Below are 12,512 nucleotides of genomic sequence, written 5' to 3'. Positions count from 1 at the left end.
TTGTTTGCCATGGATACACGCTTTCTCGAAAGCTTCGTTGCTGTGGTCGAGCAAGGCTCGCTCGCCGAGGCTGCGCGTCGGCTTAACTTGACGTCGGCCGCGGTCGCCCAGCGGATCCGTGCTCTTGAAAATGAGATCGGGGTCCGCCTTCTGTTCCGCTCCGGTCGAACCGTGCGGCCAACACAATCGGGAGCGGCGATCCTCGTTCACGCACGGGATTTTCTGGGACATGTACGCGATCTCAAATCGATCGCGGCCAACGATACGCCCTCGGGAGAACTGCGGCTGGGCGCAGTACAGAGCGCGAAGGCGGGGTTGTTACCAAACATCCTGTCCGGGATGGCGAAGAAGTATCCGCAAATCGAAATTCATATTGTGGGTGACATGCCGGCGCCGCTTTACACCAAGGTGTTGAGCGGTGAGCTGGACGCGGCGATAATCGTCAAGCCACCGTTTCCAATCCCAAAGACTTGCGATTGGCGCGTGTTGCGGAAAGAGCCTTTAATTGTATTAACCTCCGCATCGGCATCGGTCCGCGATCCTCATGTTGCCCTGACCTCGGAGCCCTTCATTCGACTGGACCGCACGGGCTGGGCTGGGCGCCTTGTTGACGGCTATCTCCGTCACGCCCACCTTCGGCCCAAGGAGCGATTTGAACTCGATGGACTCGAGGCGATCGCCATCATGGTCGATCGGGGCTTGGGAGTGTCGCTCGTACCCGATTGGTCCCCGCCTTGGCCGGAAGGTTTGTCGCTGCGGAAATTGCCTGTTCCCGACAACTCGTTCACCCGGTACATAGGCCTGCTTTGGACCAGAGCGTCGCTGCGTGCTGGACTGGTTCACGCCTTTCTGGAAGTCGCAGAGACAACCGTCGCTCCGGGACTTAAAGATGCATCGGAACGCAAGCGCGGCAGTTCCAAGCGTTCGCGCTAATTCAAGTCGGTGACGGGTCGGTGGGTCACGACGTCACTACGCGCATCGGCACACAAGATCGGGCAAAGGGCTGCTCCAGATCGTCATCGCGTGCTCTGGCGTAGAATGGCGCGCCCGACACGATTCGAACGTGTGACCTTTGCCTTCGGAGGGCATGGGTCGATCTGCGTCCACATACAAACTGGGACTGAGTTCCACGATCCATCGCGGCCGGCAATCTGAACCTCGCCAGCCGACGGTTTGGGGAAAGCCTTGGATTTCGTACAAGCGGCGGTTTTCGGCAGGCCGCCTCCTTATGCATCTGCTTACCTAGCCAACCACCGATTGACCACCGAAACCCCGTGAACAAACGGCGATAAAGGTGGTCAACTAGGATCGGTCTTCGTTGTTTTTGTTGGCTTACGTTCGGGACGCAGGGGTCGCAGGTTCGAATCCTGCCACTCCGACCATCTTTCCAAGCACTTATAGATCGGCACGCTGTTCACGCTGTTTTCTGTGTTTTTGTGCGCAACGAAATGCGTATCGATTTCGGGCGCGGCGGCCATGTCCGTCGACTCGATTCGACACCGCTCGGAACCTGACGCGTGACGATTGCTGGCCGCGAGGGAAACGGCCCCTGACGTGATGTTGCGTAGCACGTCACCAAGCACCCGAAGGCCCCCATCGGATCTATCAGACGATCCTGGTCGACATCAAAGCACGAATAGCCTGTGGCGAGTGGTGCTCAACTTGCCGTCGCAACTGCTGACATTGCGCTTGTCAGGGGTTACCGACCTCGAAGGCCAGCAGCACGTTGCCGGGCAGGCCGCCCCATTGCGCGTAGCCGGAATTGACATACAGCATGCCGTCGACGACGACTGCGCCGGGGCCGTCCATGGCGCCGCCACGGGCCGGAACGCCATTCACCGTGGTGTAGTCGCGCGCGGTGTCGATCTCCCAAAGCAGCCGCGCATCGTCGGTGGCGTAGGCGCGCAAGAAGCCGCTCACGCCGCCCGAGAAGACGACGCCCGGAATGAGGGTGACCGCTGCGGACAGCGCAGGACTGCACTGGGGGCGATCGCCGCAGGCAACCGGCGCCACCTGCATCGCGATTTTCCCGGTCGCAAGATCCAGCGCGAACAGGCCGCCGCCTTCGCTTGAGTTGAGACGCCTGGAGCCGTCCCTCAGGAACCGCACGTCCGAATTGGCGACATAGATCCGGTCCTGGTCCGCGGCGGAGCCCCACTCGGTTCCTCCCAATGGACCACCCTGGCCGATCCGCGTCTGCCACAGGATCTTGCCCTCATGGTCGGGATCGAGTGCATGCACCACGCCGGATTTCTGGCCGATCACCAGCACGCGTTGTCCGTCATGCAAGGTCACCAGGATGGGCGATTGTCCGAAGTCGTGGTCGGGGCCGCGGTCCTGCGGACAGTTGCTCTGGTCGGTGCCGAAGCACGCCACGACGAAGCTGTCCTTCGGCGTTGCCTGCTGATGCCAAAGCATTCGCCCGGTCGCGAGATCGAACGCGAGGATGGCATCGCTGGTGTCGGTTGCCGGATCGGCATAGCTGTTCGACGTCGCGACGTAGAGCGCCTGGCGCTGAACATCGATCGTCGGCGCGGACCAGACCGACGCGCCGGCCGGACCGAACAGCTGGGTCCCGATGGCGTTCGTCCTCGTGGCCTGCGGCGCTTCAGGGATGGTGTAGGCCTTCCATATCTGCGCGCCGGTTTCGGCCTTCAGCGCAACGACGCTGCCGCGAAACGTGCAGCACTGGTAGGTGGGGCGGGACCCGATGGCCTCTTCGATCGATGAGACGCCGACATAGACGACGCCGGCATGGAAGGTTGCGGCACCGGTGATCCGGGCGGCCAGATGATCGTCGACCTTGCTCTTCCAGATCAGCGCGCCGGTCGCAGCGTTCACGGCGTAGACGTTGGCGCGCACATCGCCAAAGAAAATGGCGGACCGGCCATTATCCAGCGGGGCAACGCTGATAGCCGCCCGGACCGGCGCCTCGGTCGGAAACACCCAGCGGGTGCATCCACTCTTGGCGTCGAGCGCGTGGACCTTGCGATCGCCGCCACCCACGAACAGCAAGCCACCGACCACAGTCGGTTGAGCGTTGGCGTTGGATGTGTCAGCAAATCCGAACGCCCATTTCAGACGCAACCGGGAGACCTGCTCTGGCGTGAGGCCGGCCATCGCCGCCGGCTGAAACCGGCTGTTGTTGAGATCCGCGCCCCAGCCGTTCCACCGCGGCCCATCGATCGGTTGCGGGAAACCGGTCTCGCTCTGCGCGCATTGGCCGGCACTCTCGGCCGCGGCATGCGAGGCAGCCTTGCCGGTGACGAGCGAGGCGATGGCCGCCCGCTCGTCATTGCTCAGCCCCTGCGCGAAGGATGACATCGCGCCTGTGGTGATCGCAACCAGAACCTCATCGAACGACTTCGATTGCAGCGCGGTGCGGCTCGGGGCGCGAATATCGGTGTTGCTGCTGTCGTGACACTGCGCGCAGCGTTGCGCGTAGAGGCCGGCTCCGCCTTGCTGCGCTGTCGCAGGAAGGCACGACCAGATCAGGACGACGGCAATCGCGGCACTCAGTTTCATCGTGGTTCACCGGCATTGGCTTTGATGAGATGAGCGACCGAAGCGTAGCACAACCTGCCGCTTCCATTGTGCACGGGGAGGCCGGCGGTGCGTACCGGGCGGTGCCGGACCCGATCGCGACCGGCCGCCCCCGATTCGAGCGCCTGACGGCGTGATCTCCCATCGACAGGTCGACCGATGTGATAGAATTATAACACAATAAGTTGCAAAAATAACAAGATGTCATCATCGCATCAGCGTTTCCGCGCGGCGATGGGAGGAAAATGGAATTGTGACGCAGTTGCGCCCTGGCCTCCGCAATTGCGCGATGGTGTTCCAGAACTACGCGCTCTATCCGCACATGACGGTCGGCGAGAACATCGGCTACGGTATGAAGGTGCGCGGCGAATCGCGCGCCAGCATCGAGAAGGCCGTCAATGACGTGGCACGCGTCCTCGACCTCGAGCAATATCTGCAACGGCGGCCCAAGCAGCTGTCCGGCGGGCAGCGCCAGCGGGTGGCGATCGGCCGTGCCATCGTGCGCAGCCCGGACGTGTTTCTGTTCGACGAGCCGCTGTCCAATCTCGACGCCAAGCTCCGCATCGAGATGCGGACCGAGATCAAGGCGCTGCATCGCCGTCTCGCCAAAACGATCGTCTATGTCACGCACGACCAGGTTGAAGCCATGACGATGGCCGATCGCGTCGTGGTGATGAACAAAGGCCGGATCGAGCAGGCCGCCGATCCGATCACGATCTACGAGAAGCCCTCCAATCTGTTCGTCGCGGGTTTCATGGGCGCGCCCAGCATGAACTTCATCGATGGCGAGATCATCGCCCGCGACGGCGTGCTCACCTTCACCGCGCCATCGGGCACGGCGTTGCGCATATCGAAATCCCGCGAGGCGACCTACGCAGCAAGCGTCGGCAAGCCCGTGGTGCTCGGCGTGCGGCCCGATCATGTGTTGCAGCAAGGCGCGCCGGCCGGTTCTTCCGTCCGGTTGCTTGTGAAAGACGTGGAGCCGTTGGGGCCGCACACGCTGGTGATCGGGACGGTCGCCGGCTCTGCGTTCACCGCGCAAATGCCGGTCGGCGTCGCCGCGGAGCCGGATCATGTCATCGACGTCGCGCTCGATCTCGAGCGAACGCATTTGTTCGACAAGGCGTCAGGGATGGCTGTTTGCTGATCTGCTCCGGCGACGGCAGTGGGCTTGCGGAGGCCAGCGCTCCGGACACAACCCTCGGCGCCGGGTTGAGGCGACTGGGATTGACCTCCAGCCGGTGAGCCGGAGCTGGCGTTCAACCCCTTGGGAGCCGCAACAGGGGCTTTACCGGCGAATTGACAGGACATTTGGCCGAATCGGTTCCCGCTCGGTGTCTAGGAGGCGCGGATCGAGGGGACTTCATCGGAAATCGCAGGATGTACCGCCCACGGCGGCTTCTGACGCGATTGTTTTCCATGTTATCACCTGATCCGTCGAAACTGCGTTCGTGCATGACCTGCCCGAACCCACGAGCCCGGATCCTGATGATGCTGTCACTGCCCAAAACAAAAATACGCGTGCTGCTGCTGGAGGGCGTGAATGATTCCGCAGTCCGGATGTTCGAGGCGAACGGCTATACCGAGTTGCAACGTCTGCCCAAGGCGCTGGGGCCCAAGGAGCTCAAGCAGGCGCTGTCGGGCATCCATATGCTGGGAATTCGATCGCGGACCCAGCTGACCGCGGAAATCCTCGAGGCCGCCGACCGATTGCTCGTTGTCGGCTGCTTTTCGGTCGGCACCAATCAGGTGGATCTCGACGCCGCGCGTAAGCTCGGAATCCCCGTGTTCAACGCGCCATACTCCAACACCCGTAGTGTGGCGGAGCTGACGATCGCCGAGATCGTTATGCTGTTCCGCCGGATCTTTCCGCGTTCGGTCTCTGCACATGCCGGCGGCTGGGACAAGTCCGCCGAAGGCAGCCGTGAGGTGCGTGGCAAGACACTGGGCATCGTCGGCTACGGCAACATCGGCTCGCAGCTGTCGAACCTTGCCGAAGCCATGGGCATGCGCGTGATCTATTTCGATCAGACCGACAAGCTCCGCCACGGCAATACCGAGCCCGCTGAATCGCTTGACGCGTTGCTCGCAGCGAGCGACGTCGTCTCGCTGCATGTGCCGGAGACGCCGACCACCGCCAATATGATTGGCGCAGCCCAGCTCCAGCTGATGAAGCCCGAGGCCTATCTGATCAACAACTCGCGTGGCACCGTAGTCGATCTCGATGCGTTGGCGGGCGCCCTGCGTGAGGGCCGGCTCGCGGGTGCCGCAGTCGACGTGTTTCCGATTGAGCCGGTGTCGAACGAGGCGCGCTTCGTCTCACCGCTGCAGGGCCTCCCCAACGTTATCCTCACGCCGCATGTCGGTGGTTCGACGGAAGAAGCGCAGGATCGGATCGGCGGCGAGGTTGCGCGCAAGCTGATCGATTATTCCGATGTCGGGTCGACCTTCGGGGCGGTCAATTTTCCGCAGGTGCAATTGCCGGCGCGACCGACCGGCACTCGTTTCATCCATGTTCACCGCAACGTTCCGGGCGTCATGCGTCAGGTCAACGATGCGGTGTCCCGGCACGGGATCAACATCCTGGCGCAATATCTCCAAACCGATCCGGAAGTCGGCTATGTCGTGCTCGAGACCGACGTGGTCGGCGGCGAGGGCGAGGGGCTGCTGGCCGATTTGAAAGATATCGACGGCACGATCCGGGTGCGGGTGCTGTATGACGCGAACCGGCCGCAGAGGTGATCGACCGCGTCAGTCCGCCGAGAAGCCGAACGGGACGCTCGAAGTTCTGAAATCGTCGGGAAGAATCTCGCGTCCGATCGGCGGTGCCGACCGCGCTGCGCATCGCGGGCGATGGCAGACCCGGCAGGCGACGCCGATCGGCGTCGGCTCATCCGCGTTCGGCCCCTGTCCGTCGCGCGTGTAGATCAGTTGGCCCGCATGCTCGGCGGCGCAGCCGATCGCGATCGCCCGCTCAACGCGGATGGCGCCGAACGCGCCGCCGCCGGCGGTCACGGTGCGGGCGATCGAGAAGAACCGCTGACCGTCGGGCAATTCCAGCCATTGCGTGACGATCTGGCGTGGCGTCTTGAAGATGTCGTGGACCGACCATAGCGGACAGGCGCCGCCATGCTTCGCAAACGGAAATCCGGCGCCGTCGAGCAGCTTGGAGATGTTGCCGGCCGGATCGACACGGATCAGGAAGAACGGCACCTTCTCGAGGCCCGGCCGCTGCAGGGTCGTGACGCGGTGCGCGATCTGCTCGAAGCTGGTGCCGAACTGGCGTGCCAGCGCCTCCAGATCGTAACGACGCGTCTCGACCGCTTTGGCAAACACGGAGTAAGGCATGATGAGTGCGGCCGCGGCATAGGCCGCGAGTGCGCGGCGAGCCAGCAACTCGGCGCTCTTGCTGGTGAACTTGCCGTCTTCCACCGCCGCGCTGATCTCGCCTTCCAGTTCCAGATAAGCGAGTTGCTTGGCCAGCTGGAAATTGAGGCCTGCTGTATCGAGCGAATCCTCGAGCAGCAATTGCCTGCGATGCAGATCCAGTCGCCGGACCGAGCCGAGCATGACGTTCGGCGGCAGATAGCGGACCTGGAGCTTGTGGCGTTCGCGAAGCCGCTCGATAAACCCAGCGGGGCCCGCAGGTTCATGGACGAGACGCTCGGCGGCATCGTCGAGATTGGCGAAATTGTTGCGGCGGGCGGCGAGAAATCGCCTGACTTCCGCGACGGGATCGTTGGCGTCAAAGTTCTCCTGACCCGGGTGCGACCCGCCGCCAACGAGGTCCGGCGCCCGCCGCTCCGCAAGGGCCAGCTGTTCCTCGCGATAGGCGGTGTAGAGACGCAGGAACGCTTCGGTCATTCCGGGATAGCTGACCGCAAGGTCGCTGACTTCGAGCGCGGGGATGTCGATGTCGGCGAACATCGGTTCCTTCAAAACCGACTGCATGCGCGCAGTGTGATCGGCGCCGCCGTCCCCGGCGAGATCGGCCAGATCGATCTTGTAGGTGCGCGCCAGCCGAAGCAGCATGTCCGCCGTCACCGGCCGCTGATTGCGTTCCAGCAGGGCGACATAGGGGGCGGAGATTTCGAGGTCGGCCGCCATGTCGGCCTGGGTCAGCCCGAGGTCGCGCCGCAGCCGCCGCAGGCGCGGGCCCATGAAAACGGAACGGGCGCTTGAGGTTACCATCGCCTCATCCAAGGTTTGTAAGATTCTTACAACAATACATCGGTTTCTTGTAAGTTATGACAAGTTTTCCGCGCCAGGTCTAGCTCCCCGTGAGGCTGGGCTTACAAAGAGACCAGTTATTTCGTCACCGAAGGGATCACGGACATGAACTTCCAACCGCGCGGGATCAGCGACCGGGCTATCCAGGGACCGGCTTCGTATCAGAGCGAGCTTGAGGCGGCCGAAGCGCTGCTCAAGACCAAGGACACCTGGAACGGCGTCACCGCCGAGGCCGTGGCGCGCATGCGCCTGCAGAACCGCTTCAAGACCGGTCTGGATGTCGCCCGTTACACGGCTGCGCTGATGCGCGCCGACATGGCCGCCTATGATGCCGACAGCACCAAGTACACCCAGTCGCTGGGTTGCTGGCACGGCTTCATCGCGCAGCAGAAGCTGATCTCGGTCAAGAAGCACTTCGGCAATACCGATCGCCGTTACCTGTACCTGTCCGGCTGGATGATTGCGGCGCTGCGTTCCGAGTTCGGCCCGCTGCCCGACCAGTCGATGCACGAGAAGACCTCGGTGCCGGCGCTGATCGAAGAGCTCTACACCTTCCTCCGCCAGGCAGACTCGCGCGAACTCAACGACATCTTCCGCGCGCTCGATGCCGCGCGCAAGGAAGGCGACAAGGCCAAGGAAAAGGCGCTGATCGAGAAGATCGACAACTTCCAGACCCATGTCGTGCCCGTGATCGCCGACATCGACGCCGGCTTCGGCAATGCCGAGGCGACCTATCTGCTCGCCAAGAAGATGATCGAGGCGGGTGCCTGCGCCCTGCAGATCGAGAACCAGGTCTCCGACGAGAAGCAGTGCGGCCACCAGGACGGCAAGGTCACCGTGCCGCACGAGGTGTTCATCGCGAAGATCCGCGCCTGCCGCCACGCGTTCCTCGAGCTCGGCGTCGAAGACGGCATCATCGTGACCCGTACCGACTCGCTCGGTGCCGGCCTGACCCAGCAGATCGCCGTGAGCCACAAGCCCGGCGACCTCGGCGATCAGTACAACAGCTTCCTCGATTGCGAGGAAGTGACGGCGGCCAATGCGCGCAACGGCGACGTCATCATCAACCAGAACGGCAAGATGATGCGTCCGAAGCGTCTGCCCAGCAATCTCTACCAGTTCCGTCCCGGCACCGGTGCGGATCGCTGCGTGCTCGACTGCATCACCTCGCTGCAGAACGGCGCTGACCTGCTGTGGATCGAGACCGAGAAGCCGCATATCGAGCAGATCGCCTCGATGGTCGATCGCATCCGCAAGGTCATTCCGAACGCGAAGCTGGCCTACAACAACTCGCCGTCGTTCAACTGGACCCTCAACTTCCGTTGGCAGGTCTACGACGCGATGAAGGAAGCCGGCAAGGATGTCAGCAAGTACAACCGCGCCGAGCTGATGAAGGTGGAATACGACGGCACGCCGCTGGCGATCGAAGCCGACGAGCGTATCCGTACCTTCCAGGCGGATTCGGCCAAGCGCGCCGGCATCTTCCACCATCTGATCACGCTGCCGACCTATCACACGGCTGCGCTGTCGACCGACAATCTCGCGAAGGAGTATTTCGGCGAGCAGGGCATGCTTGGCTACGTCAAGAATGTGCAGCGCGCGGAAATCCGTCAGGGCATCGCCTGCGCCAAGCATCAGAACATGGCGGGCTCCGACATCGGCGACGATCACAAGGAGTACTTCGCCGGTGAGGCTGCCCTCAAGGCGGGCGGCGCCCACAACACGATGAACCAGTTCGGCTAATTTATCGAACGGGTCATAGCGACCATCGGCTGGACAGGCGGGATTGCGAGGCAGTCCCGCCTGTCTGCTTGTCTGGCGGGGCGATTTCGACCACGGTGACGCGGTCGAAATCGCCCCGCAGCGTTTGCAGGACCGTTCCCGTCAGGCTTCGTCCGGCTTGTCGAGATTCCCTCATTCCACGCCAGCGTGGTATGGCACCGCTGCGATCTCAAGGGCACGCGACGCGATGACTATCGGGCACTATGCATCCGCCGTCACCAACTCCGCCGTAATGGAGTGGCTCGAGCCGTTCGATCCCCGCATCGTCGGAACGCTGCCGCTCGGGCTTGCCGTGCCGGGCAGCGACATCGATATCGTCTGCCACACGCCCGATCCGGATGCTTTCGCGGACATCGTTTGGAATCACTACCAATCGGCCGATGATTTCGTGCTCTACCGATGGACCGCCGGAACGCGGCCGGCGATTGCTCGCTTTGTGTGGGATGGCTGGCCATTCGAACTGTTCGGCGATCAGCTTCCCGTGCGCCAGCAGCGGGGCTGGATCCATTTCGAGGTGGAGCGGCGGCTGCTCGCGCTTGATGACGGACGGCTGCGGCGAGCCGTCGGCGAGCTGAGGGCCGATGGCCTCAAGACCGAGCCTGCGTTCGCCGCCGCGCTCGGGATACACGGCGATCCCTATCTTGGGTTGCTCGCGCTCGCGGCCGAAACGGACGCGGAGTTGCGCGCCCGGCTTGTGGCGTGCGGCCTCGGCTGATCGTGAGGTTCATTCACCCGGAACGAGGTGGCCCATCGGCGGGCGCGCGAGGCGCCGGTGCCTGCGGCGGGACAGATAGAGCAGCAGGCCGGTCACGGCGAACAGCGGCATCATGGCGGCGGCCAGCATGAAGGCGAGCTTGCCGGGCCACCCCAGGATGGCGCCGCGGTGGATGTCGAGCACGCCGGCGAGGACGCGCTCGCCGAACGTCTTGTTGGCGTAGCGATCCGACGAGATGACGCGTCCGGTGACGGCATCGATACGGAATTCGTCACGCACGCTCTCGAGTGAGGAATCCCGCGACCATGACCGCACGCGCACGGCCGTGCCCGCGCCGGCCGGCAGGGTCAGCAGGGCCCTTCCGTAATCGTTATTCTCCTGCTGCAGGAACGTGGTCCAGACCCGATCAAAGGCGAGCGGCTTTGCTTCGGTCTTCGCTTCGCTCCCGGCTTCGCCCTTGTCCGCTGCGGCAGCCGCGCCGCGTGGCGGCTTGGGCTGCATCGCGGTCGCCGTGGCCTGAGGCCGCGCCAGGAGCCAATTGGCGCCGGCCTTGTACCACTCGAACGAGTACCACAGGCCGGTCAGCGTCATCACCAGGTAGACTGGCAGCACCCAGGTGCCGATCACGGCGTGCAGCGAGCGGTGCAGGCCGCGCCCGCGCAGGCCCAGGTTTGGCTTCAGCCACATCTTCACGCTGCGCGCGCGATGCGGCCAGCGCAGCACGAGGCCGGTGATCAGCATCACGATCAGGCAGATCGCGGCTGACCCGGTGATCTTGCGTCCCATGCCATTGCCGTCTCCCGGCAACAGCAGCCAGCGATGCAGCTTGCGGACGGTGGCGAAGAAGTCCTCGCCGCGCGGCGAGCCGAGCACATGTCCGTTATAGGGATCGACGTAGACCGAGGACGGCCGCGTGCCGCCTTCGCTGCGGGCGAAGCGGATGCGTGCCGCGGCTGACGGGTCGCTCGACATCGTCACGGCCGAGACCTTGCCCGGGCCACTGTCAGCCTGAAGCCGCGCCACCAATTCGTCGGGCGTGAGCCGCCGCGTCGCACTGGCGTCGACGCGCATGATGTGGCTGTTCAGGCTGGCCTCGATCTCGTCCTCGAACGCCATCGTCGCGCCGGTGATGCCGACCACGGCCCATAGCAGCGCCAGCGCGAGGCCGGCGAGGGAATGGACCTGCAGCAGCGCGGCCTTGATCGGGCGTCGGACATCACTCATCGAACCCGGCCTTTCGGATCAGTGCGATTGCGGCCGCTTGCCGCGCGGCGATCTCGTCGATGGGGAGAGCATCGGTAGCGAACGATCCGATTTCCTCCGCGATCGGCGCCCGCTTTGCGGTGGCAAGCACCGGGTACTCCAGCTCGGCGGTGGAGAAGATCGTCTGGGCCTCGGGCGTGACGAGGAATTCGAGGAAAGCGCGCGCCGCGGCCAGGTGCGGTGCGTGCCGGGCGATCGCGGCGCCGCTCAAGTTGACGTGGCTGCCGCCGCTCGCAAACGCGGTCGGTACTGCCTTCACGGCGTCCGCCGAGGCGCGCCAGTCATTGCCTTCGCGGCCGTCGCGGAGCTGTGCGAGCGCGACCGCGTTGCCGATCCCGATGTCGCAGCGGCCTTCCGCGATCTCGCGGACCACGTCGTTGTCCTTGCCGGCAGGCTTGTGGGCGAGATTGGCCTTCAGCCCCGCGAGCCAGTTCTCTGTCGCATCTGTGCCGTGATGCGCAAGATAGGCTGCGATCAGCGCGACATTGTTCTGGTGCGCGGCTGGGCGCATGCACAATTTGCCGCGCCATTTGGGATCGGCGAGCTCTTCATAGGTGATCGCGGCGAGGGGGCTGTCCTTGCGTGCGAATACCACACGCGGACGGATGGCGAGCGCGATCCACTGGCCGTTGTCGCCGCGCAGGTTCGCCGGAACCGCCCGGTCGAGGACAGGAGATGCAATCGCCTGCGTCAGCTCGCGCGCGGCAAGCTGGGTCGTCTTGTCGAGGCCGATGGTGAGCAGGACATCCGCCGGTGAATTGTCGCCCTCGGATGTCAGGCGCTTGACCAGGCTGTCCTCGACAAACACGGTTTTGACCTTGGTGCCGGTCGCTGCCGTGAAGGCCGCGACGACAGGCTCGACCAGATTGGCTTCGCGGGTCGAGTAGAGCGTGAGTTCGTCGGCGCGAACCGTGGTACAGGCGTACGTGAGCGCGGCCAGAGCGGCCAGCAGTCCGATCGCTGTCCGTGCCGTGACCAT

9 protein-coding genes and 1 tRNA gene are annotated in these 12,512 nt (G+C 64.0%); 5 read left to right on the top strand and 5 right to left on the bottom strand.

Annotated elements, in window-relative coordinates; all coding sequences use genetic code 11:
• Window positions 1-9: 9 nt before the first annotated feature.
• Window positions 10-933: a LysR substrate-binding domain-containing protein gene (locus ACE10Z_RS33480; RefSeq protein ID WP_375784605.1), complete on the top strand. Its 924-nt coding sequence runs from the start codon at window positions 10-12 to the stop codon at window positions 931-933.
• 106 nt (window positions 934-1,039) lie between these two features.
• Here ACE10Z_RS33480 and ACE10Z_RS33475 read toward each other — a convergent pair.
• Together ACE10Z_RS33475 and ACE10Z_RS33470 are read right to left on the bottom strand one after the other, a co-directional pair.
• Window positions 1,040-1,141, bottom strand: a tRNA-Arg gene (locus tag ACE10Z_RS33475).
• A gap of 551 nt (window positions 1,142-1,692) precedes the next feature.
• Window positions 1,693-3,525 (bottom strand): PQQ-binding-like beta-propeller repeat protein, encoded by a 1,833-nt coding sequence (locus ACE10Z_RS33470; RefSeq protein ID WP_375784604.1) that lies wholly within the window; start codon window positions 3,523-3,525, stop codon window positions 1,693-1,695.
• Window positions 3,526-3,832: 307 nt separating this feature from the next.
• Between ACE10Z_RS33470 and ACE10Z_RS33465 the strand changes: the two genes are divergently transcribed.
• Complete coding sequence (locus ACE10Z_RS33465) at window positions 3,833-4,690, top strand: ABC transporter ATP-binding protein (RefSeq protein ID WP_375789978.1); 858 nt, start codon at window positions 3,833-3,835, stop codon at window positions 4,688-4,690.
• Window positions 4,691-5,031: 341 nt separating this feature from the next.
• Window positions 5,032-6,285 carry a phosphoglycerate dehydrogenase gene (gene serA / locus ACE10Z_RS33460; RefSeq protein WP_375784603.1) on the top strand — a complete coding sequence of 418 codons (1,254 nt, stop codon included), beginning with the start codon at window positions 5,032-5,034 and terminating at the stop codon, window positions 6,283-6,285.
• A 9-nt stretch (window positions 6,286-6,294) separates the two neighbouring features.
• On the opposite strand, the gene ACE10Z_RS33455 is transcribed toward serA, so the two are convergent.
• A complete protein-coding gene (locus tag ACE10Z_RS33455; protein ID WP_342727198.1) occupies window positions 6,295-7,734 on the bottom strand; it encodes a short-chain fatty acyl-CoA regulator family protein in 1,440 nt (479 codons plus the stop codon).
• Between the two features lie 144 nt (window positions 7,735-7,878).
• On the opposite strand from ACE10Z_RS33455, the gene ACE10Z_RS33450 reads away from it, so the two are divergent.
• Both ACE10Z_RS33450 and ACE10Z_RS33445 read left to right on the top strand, forming a co-directional pair.
• Window positions 7,879-9,516 carry an isocitrate lyase gene (locus ACE10Z_RS33450; protein WP_375784602.1) on the top strand — a complete coding sequence of 546 codons (1,638 nt, stop codon included), beginning with the start codon at window positions 7,879-7,881 and terminating at the stop codon, window positions 9,514-9,516.
• Between the two features lie 226 nt (window positions 9,517-9,742).
• Window positions 9,743-10,270: a DUF4269 domain-containing protein gene (locus tag ACE10Z_RS33445; RefSeq protein WP_375784601.1), complete on the top strand. Its 528-nt coding sequence runs from the start codon at window positions 9,743-9,745 to the stop codon at window positions 10,268-10,270.
• 9 nt (window positions 10,271-10,279) lie between these two features.
• Here ACE10Z_RS33445 and ACE10Z_RS33440 read toward each other — a convergent pair whose 3' ends face one another.
• Window positions 10,280-11,494: a PepSY-associated TM helix domain-containing protein gene (locus ACE10Z_RS33440; RefSeq protein ID WP_375784600.1), complete on the bottom strand. Its 1,215-nt coding sequence runs from the start codon at window positions 11,492-11,494 to the stop codon at window positions 10,280-10,282.
• Window positions 11,487-12,512, bottom strand: coding sequence for an extracellular solute-binding protein (locus ACE10Z_RS33435; RefSeq protein ID WP_375784599.1), 1,026 nt, complete (start codon window positions 12,510-12,512; stop codon window positions 11,487-11,489). Before ACE10Z_RS33435 ends, ACE10Z_RS33440 begins: the two co-directional genes overlap by 8 nt.

The sequence above is a fragment of the Bradyrhizobium sp. Pha-3 genome (assembly GCF_042258615.1).
In the GTDB taxonomy this organism is placed as follows: Bacteria; Pseudomonadota; Alphaproteobacteria; order Rhizobiales; family Xanthobacteraceae; genus Bradyrhizobium.
Note: the sequence above shows the minus strand (reverse complement) of the source record. Positions and strands in the feature narration are given on the sequence as shown.

Bases quoted from the DNA above. Each gene is read 5' to 3' on its own strand.
- ACE10Z_RS33480 (WP_375784605.1), top strand. From the start codon at position 10: ATGGATACACGCTTTCTCGAAAGCTTCGTTGCTGTGGTCGAGCAAGGC.
- ACE10Z_RS33470 (WP_375784604.1), bottom strand. From the start codon at position 3,525: ATGAAACTGAGTGCCGCGATTGCCGTCGTCCTGATCTGGTCGTGCCTT.
- ACE10Z_RS33465 (WP_375789978.1), top strand. From the start codon at position 3,833: ATGGTGTTCCAGAACTACGCGCTCTATCCGCACATGACGGTCGGCGAG.
- serA (WP_375784603.1), top strand. From the start codon at position 5,032: ATGATGCTGTCACTGCCCAAAACAAAAATACGCGTGCTGCTGCTGGAG.
- ACE10Z_RS33455 (WP_342727198.1), bottom strand. From the start codon at position 7,734: ATGGTAACCTCAAGCGCCCGTTCCGTTTTCATGGGCCCGCGCCTGCGG.
- ACE10Z_RS33450 (WP_375784602.1), top strand. From the start codon at position 7,879: ATGAACTTCCAACCGCGCGGGATCAGCGACCGGGCTATCCAGGGACCG.
- ACE10Z_RS33445 (WP_375784601.1), top strand. From the start codon at position 9,743: ATGACTATCGGGCACTATGCATCCGCCGTCACCAACTCCGCCGTAATG.
- ACE10Z_RS33440 (WP_375784600.1), bottom strand. From the start codon at position 11,494: ATGAGTGATGTCCGACGCCCGATCAAGGCCGCGCTGCTGCAGGTCCAT.
- ACE10Z_RS33435 (WP_375784599.1), bottom strand. From the start codon at position 12,512: ATGGTCACGGCACGGACAGCGATCGGACTGCTGGCCGCTCTGGCCGCG.